The sequence below is a fragment of the Hyphomonas atlantica corrig. genome (assembly GCF_000682715.1).
Taxonomy (GTDB): domain Bacteria; phylum Pseudomonadota; class Alphaproteobacteria; order Caulobacterales; family Hyphomonadaceae; genus Hyphomonas; species Hyphomonas atlantica.
This window is the reverse complement of record NZ_AWFH01000034.1, coordinates 154,843-170,640: the sequence shown is the minus strand read 5'-3', so window position 1 is coordinate 170,640 and position 15,798 is coordinate 154,843. Positions and strand designations below refer to the sequence as shown.

17 protein-coding genes are annotated in these 15,798 nt (G+C 60.7%); 7 read left to right on the top strand and 10 right to left on the bottom strand.

Translation table 11 applies throughout. The annotated features are described in order from the left end of the window. The first annotated feature begins 51 nt into the window (after positions 1-51). Positions 52-735: an extensin family protein gene (locus tag HY36_RS12205; RefSeq protein ID WP_035553143.1), complete on the top strand. Its 684-nt coding sequence runs from the start codon at positions 52-54 to the stop codon at positions 733-735. Positions 736-740: 5 nt separating this feature from the next. Here the strand turns inward: HY36_RS12205 and HY36_RS12200 are convergent, their stop codons facing one another. The 9 genes from HY36_RS12200 to rpoZ form a co-directional block, all read right to left on the bottom strand. Beyond that, positions 741-944, bottom strand: coding sequence for a hypothetical protein (locus HY36_RS12200; RefSeq protein WP_035553140.1), 204 nt, complete (start codon positions 942-944; stop codon positions 741-743). A 72-nt stretch (positions 945-1,016) separates the two neighbouring features. After that, positions 1,017-1,754, bottom strand: coding sequence for a DNA repair protein RecO (gene recO / locus HY36_RS12195; RefSeq protein ID WP_035553137.1), 738 nt, complete (start codon positions 1,752-1,754; stop codon positions 1,017-1,019). Beyond that, complete coding sequence (gene era / locus HY36_RS12190; protein ID WP_035553134.1) at positions 1,751-2,698, bottom strand: GTPase Era; 948 nt, start codon at positions 2,696-2,698, stop codon at positions 1,751-1,753. The genes recO and era overlap by 4 nt, the downstream gene beginning before the upstream one ends. Further along, complete coding sequence (gene rnc / locus HY36_RS12185) at positions 2,695-3,450, bottom strand: ribonuclease III (RefSeq protein WP_081806175.1); 756 nt, start codon at positions 3,448-3,450, stop codon at positions 2,695-2,697. The genes era and rnc overlap by 4 nt, the downstream gene beginning before the upstream one ends. Continuing rightward, positions 3,447-3,857, bottom strand: coding sequence for a holo-ACP synthase (gene acpS, locus HY36_RS12180; RefSeq protein ID WP_035553132.1), 411 nt, complete (start codon positions 3,855-3,857; stop codon positions 3,447-3,449). The genes rnc and acpS overlap by 4 nt, the downstream gene beginning before the upstream one ends. Further along, positions 3,854-4,609 (bottom strand): pyridoxine 5'-phosphate synthase, encoded by a 756-nt coding sequence (locus HY36_RS12175; RefSeq protein ID WP_035553130.1) that lies wholly within the window; start codon positions 4,607-4,609, stop codon positions 3,854-3,856. The genes acpS and HY36_RS12175 overlap by 4 nt, the downstream gene beginning before the upstream one ends. Next, on the bottom strand, positions 4,609-5,190 hold the full coding sequence (pyrE, locus tag HY36_RS12170) for an orotate phosphoribosyltransferase (protein ID WP_035553127.1): 582 nt from the start codon (positions 5,188-5,190) through the stop codon (positions 4,609-4,611). The genes HY36_RS12175 and pyrE overlap by 1 nt, the downstream gene beginning before the upstream one ends. Beyond that, on the bottom strand, positions 5,180-7,444 hold the full coding sequence (locus tag HY36_RS12165) for a RelA/SpoT family protein (RefSeq protein ID WP_035553125.1): 2,265 nt from the start codon (positions 7,442-7,444) through the stop codon (positions 5,180-5,182). Before HY36_RS12165 ends, pyrE begins: the two co-directional genes overlap by 11 nt. An 8-nt stretch (positions 7,445-7,452) precedes the next feature. Next, a complete protein-coding gene (rpoZ, locus tag HY36_RS12160; RefSeq protein WP_035553123.1) occupies positions 7,453-7,803 on the bottom strand; it encodes a DNA-directed RNA polymerase subunit omega in 351 nt (116 codons plus the stop codon). Positions 7,804-8,127: 324 nt separating this feature from the next. Between rpoZ and HY36_RS12155 the strand changes: the two genes are divergently transcribed. The 6 genes from HY36_RS12155 (at position 8,128) to HY36_RS12130 (ending at position 14,554) form a co-directional block, all read left to right on the top strand. Next, positions 8,128-9,414, top strand: coding sequence for an amidohydrolase (locus tag HY36_RS12155; protein ID WP_035553412.1), 1,287 nt, complete (start codon positions 8,128-8,130; stop codon positions 9,412-9,414). A gap of 207 nt (positions 9,415-9,621) precedes the next feature. Beyond that, positions 9,622-10,764, top strand: coding sequence for a quinolinate synthase NadA (gene nadA / locus HY36_RS12150; protein WP_035553120.1), 1,143 nt, complete (start codon positions 9,622-9,624; stop codon positions 10,762-10,764). Between the two features lie 68 nt (positions 10,765-10,832). Next, the gene (locus HY36_RS12145) at positions 10,833-11,300 is read left to right on the top strand and encodes a hypothetical protein (RefSeq protein ID WP_035553118.1); all 468 of its coding nucleotides are present in this window, start codon (positions 10,833-10,835) and stop codon (positions 11,298-11,300) included. 3 nt (positions 11,301-11,303) lie between these two features. Next, positions 11,304-12,842, top strand: coding sequence for an L-aspartate oxidase (locus HY36_RS12140; RefSeq protein ID WP_241764197.1), 1,539 nt, complete (start codon positions 11,304-11,306; stop codon positions 12,840-12,842). After that, positions 12,839-13,696: a carboxylating nicotinate-nucleotide diphosphorylase gene (nadC, locus tag HY36_RS12135; protein WP_035553115.1), complete on the top strand. Its 858-nt coding sequence runs from the start codon at positions 12,839-12,841 to the stop codon at positions 13,694-13,696. Before HY36_RS12140 ends, nadC begins: the two co-directional genes overlap by 4 nt. A 48-nt stretch (positions 13,697-13,744) precedes the next feature. Beyond that, complete coding sequence (locus tag HY36_RS12130) at positions 13,745-14,554, top strand: SDR family oxidoreductase (protein ID WP_035553112.1); 810 nt, start codon at positions 13,745-13,747, stop codon at positions 14,552-14,554. Between the two features lie 4 nt (positions 14,555-14,558). Here HY36_RS12130 and HY36_RS12125 read toward each other — a convergent pair whose 3' ends face one another. Beyond that, positions 14,559-15,626, bottom strand: coding sequence for a cell wall hydrolase (locus tag HY36_RS12125; RefSeq protein ID WP_241764196.1), 1,068 nt, complete (start codon positions 15,624-15,626; stop codon positions 14,559-14,561). Positions 15,627-15,798 lie beyond the last annotated feature (172 nt).

The following is a 15,798-nucleotide window of genomic DNA, read 5'->3' as shown; positions in this document are numbered from 1 at the left end:
GTTAACACAAACGAGACTTTGGTTAAGGAAAGGAAAAGGGCACAGCTGCAGATGAATGCAATCAAGGCATGGATCATCCTGATTGGCGTACCCGTGCTGTGCGTTCTGACATTCTTCTGGCTCGCCCCGCCGCGCCATAACCCCTTTGCCCCGATTGACCTGACCGAGCCACCTGGCATGGGCACATGGCACAAGCTGACACGCGCCAAGAAGAACCGGGAACTCTGCTTCACCGCGCTGGACGAGGCGGGCGTGCTGTATACGCCACTGGAAGATCAGGACATGGCCGGCAGTTGCGGCCTCTATGATGCGCTAACACTAGACCAGACACTCACGCCGTACTCTGCCACCTTGCGCATGACGTGCGCTCAGGCCGCTGCGCTGTATACATGGGAGCGTCATGTCGCCCGCCCCGCGGCGGTGGAGATCCTCGGCTCACCCATCGCGCGGGTGGAAACCTATGGCAGCTTTTCCTGTCGTAACATTGCTGGCACGGGGCGCATGTCCCAGCACGGGCTCGGCAATGCAATCGACATTGCAGGGTTTCGGCTGGAAGATGGTCGCCACATCAATGTGAAAACCCATTGGGGTGGCGGCGGGGCCGAACAGAAATTCCTGCGCCGCCTGCATGAAGGCGCGTGTGACCTGTTCTCAGTGACGCTGGGGCCTGAATACAATGCCGCCCATGCCGATCATTTTCATCTCGACATGGGCGGGGGAAAAGTGTGCCGGTGACCTAATCAGTCAAGGCATTTGAAGCCGTCTTCGTTGACTTCCTTTACTCGGCCCTCGCCGCCACAGACACGCAGCGCGGTCTCGGTATTTTCATAGATCGCGTCGCGACCATGTTCATCTGCATCAACATGGATACAGCCCGCCAGTCCCAAAGTGGCAATGGCGGTTGCGGCAAACAGTGTTTTCTTCATGGCATCAGCCTTTTTCATTCGCACGGAACGCCCCATTCCTCACGCGCTACCTAGCACACTGGAAAATGAATGGCTTCTGAACATGGCAGTCTAGGACTGGCGCGATTTCAGGATACGCCCCACGAGCCGCGTGCGCTCTGGCGGCATGCCGCGATTAAGCCCGCCGAACAACCGCTCTTCCATGAAATATCCTGTCAGCGTCAGCCCGTCTGCAATGTCGTCTGGCGCGACGTGGGCAGTGGGCGTTGTCAGGAAAAGAGGCAGGCGCAGCAGGCGGTCGACATATTCTTCGGCTTCGGACCCGCGCACGGCGCGCCCTGTCTTCGGCGACACATGGGTCAAGCCATCATTCGCGCCAGACAGCGCGCACTCATCCAGATCCAGCCCAAAGCCCAGGGCAGACAGAAGGCCGAGCTCCCAACGCACATAGAGCGCGGGCCAGATTTCCCGCGCCTCGATCTGGTCGAGCAGCAATTCCGTCGCATCAAACAGGGCAGAGCCCGCAGCGTCGCCCTCATCTAGCCCGCCGCGCAATATGGCCGTAATCGCGGAGATGGCGGCAAGTGCCGCCGGATCGTCCAGCACGCGCGCGGCGCGCTCGCGGCTCGCCTCTGCCACGTCAAAGCGCCCGAGCGAGTCCTCCAAACGGCCTGTCCAGCTAAGCGAAACAGAGTTCCCGGCTTCATATTGCGCCCGGCGCTTGCGGGATGATCCGCCATAGACAAGGCCTGATCGGCGACCGCGTGTACGGGTCAGAACATCGAGGATGAGGCCACCTTCCCCGAAACGGCGACCGCCGAGGATTATGCCGTCATCGGACCAGTTCAAACATCAAACTCCAGACCCAACCCCTGATAGCTCTCGCGGCGCTCTTGCCAGCGCTCATCGACTTTGACGAACAGGAACAGATGCACCTTCCGCCCCAGCATCTCGGACAATTCCTCGCGCGCCTTGCGGCCAACATCCTTGATGGCCGCGCCGCCTTTACCCAGCACCATGGATTTGTGGTTTTCCCGCCCGACGATCACAACCTGCTGCACACGGACAGACCCATCCTTGCGCTCTTCCCAGCTCTCGGTCTCGACCATCAGCTGATACGGCAGCTCCTGATGCAGTCGCAGCATCAACTTCTCGCGCGTCACTTCCGCCGCCAGCAGGCGCATCGGCAAGTCTGCGATTTGATCTGGCGGATAAAGCGCCGGGCCTTCGGGCATGCGCGCTGCGACCGCTTTTTCCAGCGCCTCCACACCGTCGCCATTCTCGGCCGAGATCATGAAGATCTCATCATAGACACCCGTCTCGTTCAGCTCCGCGATGATCGGCAGGATCTGGTCGTGCGGGAAGAGGTCAATCTTGTTCAGCGCCAGAAACGCCTTGCGACCGCTCTGTTTCAGTTGCTCGATTACGCGCCGGTCGTCTTCGAGAGACTTCTTCTGCGCACCGTCCACCTTGTTTTCACGCTCTGCAACCCAAGCCGACGCATCGATCAGGTGCACGATGGCATCCGCGTCTTCTGCGCCGCTCCAGGCCGCCTTGACCATGGCACGGTCAAGCCTCCGCTTCGCAGCGAAGATCCCCGGCGTATCAACCAGCACGATCTGGGTGCCGTCCAGCTGCGCCACGCCGCGCACGGGAAAGCGCGTTGTCTGCACCTTGTGGGTCACGATGGCGACCTTGGTGCCGACAAGGCGATTGGTCAGAGTGGACTTGCCGGCATTCGGCGCGCCGATGATGGCGGCAAATCCGGCACGGGTGATGGGGATATCTGTCATTTCGGTTCGGTCAGACTTTTCAGAAGGAGGGCCGCAGCATTACGCTCAGCATCGCGCTTTGACGAGCCCACGGCAACAGCGCTGCCCCGGTTATCGACTCGCACCTGGATTTCATAGGTCGGCGCATGATCCGGGCCGGAGCGGTTGAGCACGTCATAATCCGGCAGTGGCAGGCCCTGCCCCTGCGCCCATTCCTGCAGCAGCGTCTTGGGATCCTTGGCTTCTGCCAATGGTGCCTGAAACTGTGGGGCCCAGCCTTTTTCGATGAATTTTCGCGCAGTGGACAGCCCGGCATCAAGATAGATCGCGCCGATGATCGCCTCGCATGCGTCGCCAAGGGTCGACTCTCGCTCGCGCCCGCCGGAAGCAATCTCTCCATCCGACATGATGAGATATTTCGACAGCCCCAGATGGCGCATCGCCTCGGCGCAGGCGCCCTTCTTCACAAATCCATTGAGACGTGGGGCAAGATCGCCTTCGCTCTCAAGGCGCCGGCGATCAATCAACCGGTCCGCGATAACCAGATTCAACACACGGTCGCCCAGGAATTCCAGGCGCTGATTGGAAAGCCGCACAGAGTCTGCCGAGGATACCGCACTTGGATGCGTCAGGGCCCGGATCAATGTGTCAGGTGTCTTGAACTTGTGGCCAAGGATCGCCTCGACAGATTTCAGGTCTGCGTCTGTCAAGGACGGCTGATTGGCCTTTCCCTTGCTGCGTAGGCGCGTGCGTTTCGGACGGGTTGGGGTCATGGCTTCTGCACCGGAAGTGCTTCGATGATCACCTGGGCCTCAGCCCAGGGGTGATCGTCCGTGATCGTCAAATGGATAACCGCTTCATGACCTTCCGGAACCATTGTGGCGAGCCGCTCGGCCGCACCGCCCGTCAGCGCCAGCGTCGGCTTTCCCGTCGGCAGGTTCACCACGCCCAAATGTTTCCAGTGCACCCCGCGGCGCGGCACGCCCGTGCCCAGCGCCTTGGCGCAGGCTTCCTTCGCGGCGAACCGCTTGGCATAGGTCTCCGCCGTACGGCGACGCCGCCGTGCAAGCGCAATCTCTGTTTCCGTGAAGACCCGGTTCTCGAACCGTTCGCCATAGCGCTCGAGCGTCTTCTCGATCCGCTCGATATTGCAAAGATCATTCCCGATACCGATGATCATGCGTCAGCCTTGTCTCTGGCTTCGTCCATCAGGCGCCGCATCTCCTTGATCGCCGCGTCCAGACCAATGAAGATAGCCTCACCAATCAGGAAGTGGCCGATATTGAGCTCCGCGATTTCCGGAATGGCAGCCACCGGACCGACATTCTCGAAGGTCAGACCATGACCGGCATGGGGCTCGACACCGCGCTTGCGCGCTTCTGCGGCGGCAATCTTCAGACGCTCCAGCTCCGGCGCTGCGGCTTCCAACCCACCTTCGATCCAGAGTTCGGCATATTTCCCGGTGTGCAACTCTACCACAGGCGCCTGCAGGACTTCCGCCACCGCAATCTGGACGGGGTCTGGCTCAATGAAGAGTGATACACGCGCGCCGGACTCATTCAGTCGACGAACCACAGGTGCAATCTGGTTGTGCAGGCCGGCCACATCCAGGCCGCCTTCGGTGGTGCGCTCTTCGCGCTTTTCCGGAACGATACAGGCGGCATGCGGACGGAATCGGCAGGCGATATCCGTCATTTCTTCCGTAGCCGCCATCTCCAGATTGATCGGCAGGCTGGACGCGGCGCGGATGGCCTCCAGATCGCCATCGCGAATATGTCGGCGATCCTCGCGCAGATGGATCGTGATGCCGTCGGCCCCGGCTGCCGCTGCGATTTCCGCCGCCCGCATGGGGTCTGGATGATCCCCGCCGCGCGCGTTGCGAATGGTCGCGACGTGATCAATGTTCACACCCAGGCGAAGCCGGTCTGCCATCAGGCAAGGCCCCGCGAGCCAGGCTTGACTGCCTCAATCTCCGCGAGATCTGGCGGCAAATCATTGGCGTCATAGTCGGGGAAATCCACCGCCGCGAGCGAGACCAGCTTGCAGCCGACATCGGCGCGGCCATTCGAACGGTCAATGATGCAAGCGCCACCGACGACCTCACCGGGCAGCTTGTCCAGCGCCTCGACCGTCTCGCGGAACGACAAGCCCGTGGTCACAATGTCTTCAGCGATCAGGACGCGCTCACCCTCCGCAATCGAGAAGCCCCGGCGGAACTGAAGCTGGCCATCGACCCGCTCCGCAAAGATCGAGCGAGCGCCCAACTGGCGCGCCAGCTCATAGCCTGGAATGATGCCACCGACCGCCGGCCCGGCGACGACATCGATCTTGCCAAACTCTGCCGTCAGCTTTTCTGCCAGCGCCTTGCACAGCTTTTCCGACAGGTCAGGCTGCGAAAACACCAGCGCCTTCTGAAGGAATACCGGGCTGCGGCGACCGGATGACAGGATGAAATGCCCCTCCAGCAAAGCCCCGGCCTCGCGGAATACGTTCAGCACATCATCATTCGTCATCTTCGCCCTCCTGGTCGCGAACTGCCCGGTCGACCACCGCGATCGACCGGAGCGCGGCCAGTATCTGCGTCAGGCGCTTCAGGTCTTCAACCTCAATTTCCATCAGGATCTCGGTAAAATCCTCATGACGGTCGACAGTGTGGATGCTGGTGATGTTTCCACCGGCCTGAGCCACAGCTGCGCACAGCTTCGCCAACACGCCGCGTTCGTTCGAGGCATTGATGCGAATCCGGCCAATCGCAATTGCTCCGGTCCGCGCCAATTCCGTCCAGCGCAGGTCGACCCACAGGTCTGGCTTGTCGTCATATTCAGCCAGTTTCGGGCAACTCGCGACGTGTACGACAATGCCTTGTCCCGGCTCATGAACCCCCATAATCCGGTCGCCTGGCAATGGGCAGCAGCATTTGCCCAGGTGCAGGGTGACACCCGGCGACAAATCATTGCCAGACACCATCAGCGGCGTGTGCTCGCTGTCCATCCGCACCTTGCTCGGGTCATCCTCGCGTTCGGGGCGATAGCCCGGAAACGCCGCCACGATCACATCGTTTGAAGAGATGCGCCCGCGCCCAAGCGCCTCGGCCATTTCTTCAAGGTTTTCAAACCCGGCGAGGCGTGCCGTATGGTTCATCTTCACATCAACCGGATCAATCCCGGCACGGCGCAACGCCATGTTGATGAGGCCCTGGCCGAGACGGCGGAATTCGGTTGTTTCCTTATCGCGCACCAGCTTCCGCATGGCAGAGCGCGCCCGTCCGGTAATGGCCAGCGCCTCCCAGCCGTGGATGGCCTGTGGGGCCTTGCCCCGGATGACCTCGACAACATCGCCATTCTTCAATGGACGGCGCAGCGGCTTGATCTCACCATTGATCTTCGCGCCGACGCATGTGTCGCCGACAGCCGAGTGGACCGCATAGGCGAAGTCCAGCGGCATCGCGCCGGCCGGCAGGATAATCAACTTGCCCTTCGGCGTGAACGCGAACACGTGCTCGCGATACATCTCCAGCTTGGCGTGTTCCATGAACTCGCTCGGATCGCCGCCATCCTGAATGAGCTCGGCGAACGCTTCCAGGTTGGCTGCGGGGTCTAGTCCTGCCGCGCGCGCAGAATCGACATCAAACCCATAGGAATGATTCTTGTAGCCCCAATGCGCTGCGACGCCGAACTCGGCCGTGCGGTCCATCTCTTCGGTGCGGATCTGCAACTCCACTCGGCGATTGCCGGACGCGCGCACAGTGGTGTGAAGGCTCGCATAGCCGTTTGGTTTCGGCACCGAGATATAGTCCCGAAACCGATCCGGAATGCAGGCCCAGAGCGCGTGAACCTTGCCCAGCACACGGTAGCAATCCTCAACCGAGCTGACGATCACACGGAATGCGAACAGATCGGCCACATCCCTGAAAGAAATGGATTTCTTCTCCAGCTTCCGCCACAGCGAATAGGGCTGTTTCTTCCGGCCCTTGATCCGGCAGGCAATGCCGGACTCTTCCATCAGCTCTTGCAGCGCTTCGCGGATACGTTCCAGGTCACCCGCATTTTCCAGCGCCAGCTCTTCCTGTCGGTACAGAATGGCCCGACGCGCTTCGGGATTGAGTTCCTGGAACGCCAGATCCTCCATTTCGGCAGCGATCTGGTACAGGCCAACCCGGCGCGCCAGCGGGCCGTAAATATCCATCGTTTCCCGCGCGGTCCGCTCCCGGCTTGATGCCTTCTTGCGGAAGTGCAATGTGCGCATGTTGTGCAGACGATCGGCCAGCTTCACCAGCAGGACACGAATGTCGCTGGTTGTCGCCAGGATGAATTTCTGGAAGTTTTCGGCCTGCGCCAATTCCTTGGAGCTGTATTCCAGCTTGTCGAGCTTGGTGACGCCATCGACGAGTTCGGCGACATCCGCGCCGAACCGCACTTCGACATCACCGATGTCAATTTCGGTATCCTCGACCACATCGTGCAGCAGGCCGGCGACGATCGTGATCTCGTCCAGCTTCACATCGGCCAGCAGGCTGGCGACCTCGACGGGGTGGGAATAGTACGCGTCTCCGGAATCGCGCATCTGCTCGCCATGATGTTTCTTGGCGAAATCGTAGGCGGCGCCCAGCAGCTCGGACTTCACCCGCGGATGATAGGCCCTGACTTTTGAAATCAGCTGCGCGCGAGTAAGTACTTCGCGCGGCTCAGGTTTTTCTGCAGCCGTTGTTTCTGCGCCAGCCGTGTCGCCAGCCCCTTCATCCTTTGCGGAAAGGGTGCTGCCGTCCATTGGGCCTCCTACAGCCGGTCGTCCCGTCCGGACTCCAGCTCAGCCTGATAGGCGCGCATGACGTCTTCTTCGGTCGCAGCAGGTGCGGACTCCAGAGCCATACGGTCTGCTTCGCGCTCGTTCTCTTCGCCTGGGCGAATGTCCTGAAGGTTGGAGATCAGCGCTTCCTTGACCACTTTCAGGTCAACCGACTCATCGGCAATCTCGCGCAGGGAGACGACTGGATCCTTGTCATTGTCGCGGTCCACAGTGATCGGCGAACCTTCGCGGATCATGCGGGAACGGTGTGCGGCAAGCAGGACGAGCTCGAAGCGGTTTGGAACCTTATCGACGCAGTCTTCAACAGTAACGCGGGCCATGAGCAGATTATCTCCTTTGGACCGCCCCTTATATGCAGCGCAGCACAGCGGCGCAACCCGGCGATTGCCGTTGTATGCAGGGATTTTAGCCCCCTTCACAGCGCGCAAAAGGCGGTTAGGCTGAATCCCATATAAACACAGGGGTCAAAACTCATGCTTCGCACTGCTGCCATCTCCTCATTCGCTCTCGCGCTGGTTGCCTGCGGGAATGGAAACGACTCGACCGAAACGCCTCAAACGCTCGCCTCGGACACCGGATCAGAAACCAGCCCCGCGACAGATGGCGACACCCCGGCGACACCCGCCGCAGCAGTGAATGCCGCAATGCCCAAGGCCGACGCGGAACTGATCGAAATCTACAAACAACTTCACGCCAATCCGGAGCTGTCCTTCAAGGAAGCCAAATCTGCCGCCCTGATGGCATCGGAGTTGGAGAATCTTGGCTTCGAGGTGACCACCGGCATCGGCCAGGACTGGGTCGTCGACAAGGCGATGAAGGACGTCGGCGAAGTGAAGGACGGCGTTGGCGGCCATGGCGTGGTTGGCGTGTTGCGCAATGGCGACGGGCCTACGGTGATGATCCGCGCCGACATGGACGCCCTGCCCGTGCCGGACCAGACCGGCTTCCCATTCGCCTCTGAAGTCGTCTCAACGACCTGGACCGGCGTTGAAAGCCCGGTGATGCACGCCTGCGGCCACGACATCCACATGACCAGCTGGATCGGCACGGCGCGCGCCCTCGCCGCCCGCAAGGACGAATGGAGTGGCACGCTGGTCATGATTGCCCAGCCCGCTGAAGAGATCGGTCTTGGCGCTCAGGCCATGCTGGCCGATGGCCTCTACAGCCGCTTTCCTCAGCCGGACTACAACCTTGCCCTGCACGTTTCCGCGTCTGCGCCAGCAGGCACGATCGTCTACACGAAGGGGTATGCGATGGCGAACGTCGACAGCGTGGACATAACGGTGAAAGGTGTCGGCGGGCATGGCGCCTACCCGCACACCACGCGGGATCCTGTGCTCGTCGCGTCGCATATTGTCGTCGCACTGCAAAGTCTCGTCTCACGCAACACGAACCCCCAGGATTCTGCCGTTGTCACCGTCGGCTCCTTCAAGGCCGGGGCGAAGCACAACATCATCTCCGATGAAGCGACCCTGTTGCTCACCGTGCGCTCCTATGACGACTCGACGCGACAAATGCTGCTCGATGGCATTGAGCGCATCGCCAAAGCGCAGGCCGACGCGTTCGGCGCACCGGAACCCATCATCAAGGTCGAGCAGGACTACACACCATCGCTGTTCAACAATGCCGACTTGGCCGACAAGGCGATGACAGCGGTGGCCGACGCGATTGGCAGCGACAATGTGAAAGAAGTCCAACCCGTCATGGGCGGCGAAGATTTCAGCCAGTTCGGCCGCACGGAAGAGAACATTCCTGGTCTCCTGTTCTGGGTCGGCGCAGTTTCGCCTGACAAATACCAGGCCTCACAGGACAGTTCCCTACCCCTGCCCTCGCTGCATTCGCCGTTTTTCGCGCCAGACTATGACCCCACCATCGCAACGGGCGTTGAGGCCATGACAGCGGCGGCGTTGGAGCTGTTTGACGAAAGCTGACGTGGCGTTCACACGAGTTTGAACTTGCCCGAAGGAGCCGAAAGCGCTAAACCCCCTTTTGCTCAGACTGCGCATAAGCTTCAAGTTTCTGTCGCACGAGCTCCTGTCTCCGGACGTTTGAAGGTCAATTCCCTTGAAACGCGAGGCTTCAGGCCCATATTATACTCAGATCGAGCATAAGTCGGTCTGAACCAAGGAGGACGACAAATGGCACGTCTTATCGACTCTGGCCCTGGCTGCCCCACCCCAACCCCGCTGCGCGGCGCATCCGCTGCTGAAGCGCGCGGACTGGCATATGACGACGCCGTAAAGGCCGAGACCGACGCGCTGTACCCATTGGTGCAGGATTTCATCACGCCGATGGAATGGCCCGCGATTGCGCCGCTCGTCGCGGCGATCAATCGCCTGAAAAAAGAGAAGAATGCCGTCATCCTGGCGCACAACTACATGACGCCTGACATCTTCCAACTGGTCGGTGACTTTCGGGGCGACAGTCTTCAGCTCGCCCGTGAAGCCGCCAACGTCGATGCCGACATCATCGTTCAGGCTGGCGTGCACTTCATGGCAGAGACCTCCAAGATCCTGGCGCCTGAGAAAACGGTGCTGATCCCGGACACCCGCGCCGGATGCTCACTTGCAGCGTCGATCACCGGCGCGGACGTGCGCCTGATCAAGGAGAAATTCCCGAATTATCCGATCGTCACCTATGTGAACTGCACAGCCGAGGTGAAGGCCGAGTGTCACATCACCTGCACCAGCTCCAATGCGGCTCAGGTTGTGGAAGCCATCGCGCAGGAATGGAATTCCGACACAGTGATCCTCGTCCCGGATCAGTATCTGGCGAAGAATGTGGCCGCGCAAACCGGCATTCGCGTCATGACGTGGCCTGGCGCCTGTGAAGTGCACGAATTGTTCAGCGCCGATGACGTTGACCAACTTCGCGAGGCGCATCCGGGCGTCGTCATCCTGGCCCACCCGGAGTGCCCGCCGGACGTGCTGGAAGCCGCTGACTTTGCCGGCTCGACGTCTGCACTTGCCAACTATGTGGCGGAGGAAAGCCCGAACAAGGTGGTGTTGCTGACGGAATGCTCAATGAGCGACAATGTCGCCTCGGCAAACCCGAATGTGAACTTCATCCGTCCGTGCAATCTCTGCCCGCACATGAAACGCATCACGCTGGAAAACATCTATGACTGCCTCGTGACCGGCGAGTATGAAGTCACCATTCCGGAAGATGTTCGCGTACGCGCCAAGGAAGCGCTCGATGCCATGATGGCCCTGCCGAAAATGGAGAAGCCGCTGGCGTTCGAAACCGGGCTGAAACCCATGGAACTGGAAATGGTGGTCTAACAGCCCTGCGGGGTGTGCAAATGCCTGGGCACAGCGTAATGTGCCCGGCAGGTGCGAGGAGTGGTAGGATGTTCCAGGCCAAGCTTGGTCTTGCGGCAATGGTGTTTGCAGGCTTCCTCGCCTGCGCGCCGGCCTATGCCGACAGCAAGAGCGAAACTGACCCGACCGACGTGATCGGGACGTGGAGTTTCCAGACGAAACCCTATCGCGGTGGTGAGTGCATGATGTCTGGCACGATGTACCTGTCCCCCCATCCGGAGGACGGCCAGTATGCGTGTGAACTAACGGCCGTTGAGGTGTGCTCCATGTGGGGCCGTTCGGTCGTACGCCAGTCCTGTCAGGCGCGCCGCTTCGGCAACCAGATCTCCATTCGCTCACAGATCGAAGAAATGCTGGAAGCGAAAGTGGAAGGCCTTGTTTACGTCCCTGACAATTTCACACTGACCGTCCAGTCCGCAGACCGAATGTTCGGCGCGCTCGTTTCAGCTGTAACGGCACCGGCGGAGTTTCGCCGGGCAACCGACGGCATCTCCTGATCCGTGGCCGTGACGTTTCCGCAAACCCTGACGGCCGATCGGCCAAGCGATGACGATGTTCTGATCATTGGCGCAGGCCTTGCTGGCCTGTTCCTGGCATTACAATTGGCGCCGCGGCCTTGTACCGTCATCTCACCGGCCCCCCTCGGGCAAGCGGCTTCATCCGCCTGGGCGCAAGGTGGCCTTGCCGCAGCGCTCCACCCGAAAGACAGTCCCGAACAACATGCCGCCGACACCGTCGCGGCCGGGGCTGGACTGGTCGACCCGATCATTGCCCGCCTGATTGCTGAGGAAGGCCCGGCGAGGGTGCGGGATCTGGTAGCACTGGGCGTGCCGTTCGATCGTACGCCAGACGGCGCGCTCGCCCTCTCCCTCGAAGCGGCACATTCCCATCCGCGTGTCGCTCGTGTCGCCGGTGATCTTGCTGGCAAGGCAATCATGGACGCGCTGGTGGCTGCGGTTGCTGCCGCGCCACACATCACCATCATCGAAGGGGTGCGTGCAACGGGCCTGCTACAGGACAAGAATTTGCAGGTTGCTGGCGCGATACTTCGCGACACCTCCGGAAACCTCTCGACACGCACCGCCCGCGAGACCGTGCTCTGCACCGGTGGCTCCGGCGGCCTTTTCCAAGTGACCACCAATCCCCCCGAAGCCCGCGGCGACGCGATAGCAATGGCGTGGGAGGCAGGCGCCTTGATGGCAGATCTGGAATTCGTGCAATTCCATCCGACGGCCATTGATATTGGGCGCGATCCCGCACCGCTCGCGACAGAAGCCCTGCGCGGGGAAGGCGCCACACTGCACAATCGCGACGGCGCTGCGTTCATGGACCGTTATCACGAACTCGCGGAACTTGCGCCACGGGATGAAGTTGCGCGCGCGGTGCACACCGAGCGCCTGTCTGGTCGCGGCGCATTTCTCGATTGCCGGAAGGCCGTAGGCGATCATTTCCCGGATCATTTCCCGACCGTCTTCGGGGCGTGCCGATCCGCCGGTATAGACCCGCGCACAGACATGATCCCCGTTGCTCCAGCCGCCCACTACCACATGGGCGGGATCGTGCCGGACTTCTGGGGACGCAGCAGTCTCGACGGATTGTCCGTGTGCGGCGAATGCACATCAACCGGTGTGCACGGCGCAAACAGGCTGGCATCGAACTCGCTTCTCGAAGCGGTTGTATTCGCCCACAGGATTGCAGCACGTTTACGGGACGCAACACTGAAAGACCCGCAATCTTCGACTGGCCATGTTCCGGCGACCCTGCCGACAGCCGCCCTGCAAGATCTACGCGCTGCGATGTCCGAAAAATGCGGCGTCGTAAGAGACGAAGCCGGCATGACACGCGTTCTGGAACTGGTCGAGCGACTTCAATCCACGCACGGGTCTGCCCGCGCCCTGACAACTGCGCGCCTGATCGTGCAGTCTGCACTCAACCGCAAAGAAAGTCGAGGCGGCCATTATCGTTCGGATTATCCGGATACGACTGCCCCGGAACGTCAATTCCTGATCAGAAGCTTTGAGGAGACTGCGCACCCATGACGCCCGTCCCACCGCCACTGCCCGCCATCATCCTTGACCCCATCGTCCGCCTGGCCTTGTCTGAAGACCTTGGCCGCGCCGGTGATCTGACTACGGATGCAACCATAGCACCAGACACGCAGCTGAGCGTTGTCATTGCCGCTCGCCAGAACGGTGTGATCGCAGGCATCGATGTCGCAAGCCATGCGCTTTCCCTCATTGATTCCAGTGTGAAACTGGACGTCCAGATGGGCGACGGCTCCGCTGTGAAGCCTGGAGACGTGGTTGCGCGTCTGGACGGCAGCGCCCGATCCATCCTGACCGCGGAACGCACCATGCTGAACTTCATTGGGCGGCTGTCCGCTGTTGCGACCATGACGCGCGCCTATGTGGAGAAAATCTCGCACACGTCCGCCACGATTGTCTGCACAAGGAAGACAACGCCTGGCCATCGCGCGTTGGAAAAGCGCGCTGTTCGCTGCGGCGGAGGGACAGCCCACCGTTACGGCCTGGATGATGCGGTGTTGATCAAGGACAACCACATTGCCGCCTGCGACGGATCCGTTGCCTTGGCACTTGAGCGCGCGAAAGCCTATGCCGGGCATCTCCGCATGATCGAGATTGAGGTCGACACGCTCGAACAGTTTGAAGAAGCCCTGAAACACGGTCCGCACGCTGTCCTGCTAGACAATATGAGCCCGGACACGCTGCGCCGCGCGGTCACCATGAATGAAGGCCGCGTGACGCTGGAAGCTTCCGGCGGCGTCAATCTGGATACCGTTGCGTCAATTGCCGAGACGGGCGTGGACTATATCTCTGTGGGCGCACTCACCCATTCGGCTCCCAATCTTGACGTCGGCATGGATGTCGTCTGACACTGCTGAAAAGGGCGATCAGTCCCTAACAGCAGGAGGAAATTGCCCATGAGTCAGGCGGGCGGCCGAAAGAGCATATTCATCACAGGCGCAGCATCCGGAATCGGGGCAGAGACCGCACGTTATTTTTCAAAGCGCGGCTGGTTCTGTGGTCTCTACGACGTGAACACGGACGGGCTGGATGAAGTGGAAGCCGAAATCGGCGCCAAAAACTGCATCAAGGCCAAGCTAGACGTGCGCAGCCGTGACGACTGGGCAGGCGCGGTGAAAGACTTCGGCGACGCGACCGAAGGGGCGATGAATGTCCTGTTCAACAATGCCGGTATCGGCCGTCATGGCTGGTTTGAAAACATCACCGGCGAAGACAACGATGCGATCATCGACATCAATGTGAAAGGCGTCGTGAATGGCGTGCAGGTGTCCCTGCCACTCCTCAAGGCAACATCAGGCGCGCGCATTGTGAACACCGCCTCAACTGCGGGAATCGTGGGATCGCCGCAACTCGCCGTCTATTCTGCAACAAAGTTTGCCGTTCGCGGGCTGACCGAGGCGCTTGATGCCGAGTTCCGGGATCTTGATATTCGTGTCACCAGCCTGATGCCGTGGTTCGTCGAAACCCCAATTCTTGAAATGGGAGATCGTGACGGCTCCAACCACAAGATGTCCGATCAGCTACGGGAAAACGGAATGAACGTGTATCCGGTTTCGATGGCCGCGGAACGCGCCTGGGAGGCCGCTCACGGCAAGGATCGGCATTACATGGTCGGAAAAGATGCAGAACGGGCCAGATTCATGTCGCGCTGGATGCCAGGCGCGATCATGAAGCGAGTCCGCGAGAGCGTGCCCCCGCGAGACTAGATCTTCAGTTCAGGCCGCCTGTTGCGCCCGCTCCAGCGGCCGCGCGGGTGACCTGTGCGGTCTGGTAAGAAGATACGTTCGACGATTTGCGAACCGCATTGAACTTTGGCGCGCCATTGGTGATCGTGCGCGTCGATGTCGTCACGGATGCAGGCGCAAGCGTTGGCGCGGGTGCGTCCATTGCAACTTTCTGAACCTTGGCCTCGTCCTGTGTCTTGATGACGGAAGTCGCGGCCGCGTTCACGTCACGGTCAGCAGCGGCGGTGATCACACGCGCGCGCTTGTTATTGTAGTTCTGGCGGACCTGGGCCCATTCCGCTCCGCGCGGGAAGCGATAGAAGATGTGCAGGCCGATCTTGTCAGTCTTGATGAGGCCTGCGCTCCAGATCGGGTCGACATAGGTCGCGTGATAATGCGTGGCACCGCCCGTGCGCTCCTCATTGAGGTTCATCAGGACGTGGGCAGCAACCTTCTGGGATGTATCCCAATTGCGGCCACGCGGCGCGCGATTCATGGCCCCGTCACAGGTGAAAGTGAACTGGCAGCCCGTTGTGCGCGTGGCACCCTGGAAAACCACATCACAGATGCTGTCGGGATAGCGGTGATCACGAACGCGGTTCGCGATGACCTCAGCAACAGCCATCTTGCCGCCCAGCGATTCCGTGCCGGCCTCATAATAAATGGCCTGCGACAGGCATTTCGCCTCGTCATTGATCTTTTCAGCGCGTTTGATGTGTTCCGGACGGAACGAAACCAGCGATGAAAGCGCTGCACCATCACGGTCGCGCATCGCATAGCGGCTCATGGAAGAATCGGTATCGCGCTTGAGCGTGTACTCCACCGTGCGAATCCATGGCGTATCCAGCAGGCTGGGCGTCATGGGGTCAGAGCGCACAGTCACGCCGCCATCCTCAATGGTGGCCAAGCGCATCGCCTCTGCACGGAAATCAGCTTCGGCGCGCTTCTCCAACTGGAGTTCGCCGATTACAGGCAGGGTCACAGTCGCAGCGACGGCACAGACCGCAATGGTCGCCCCGCGCACAACAATATCTCTCTGCTCTTCGTTCGTCATGGCCATCCACCAACGCTTGAGCTGCTCTTGGAGCCCACGCATTGGCGACAGAGTCGCCCTTCGTGGTTGAAGAACCCTTAACATCACCGCTCCCCAATCCCCCGGCAGGCGATATAATTTCCGCCATATGCAACCCGGGTGTTGTTGGTTTGTCTTAAATTGATGACCCCGA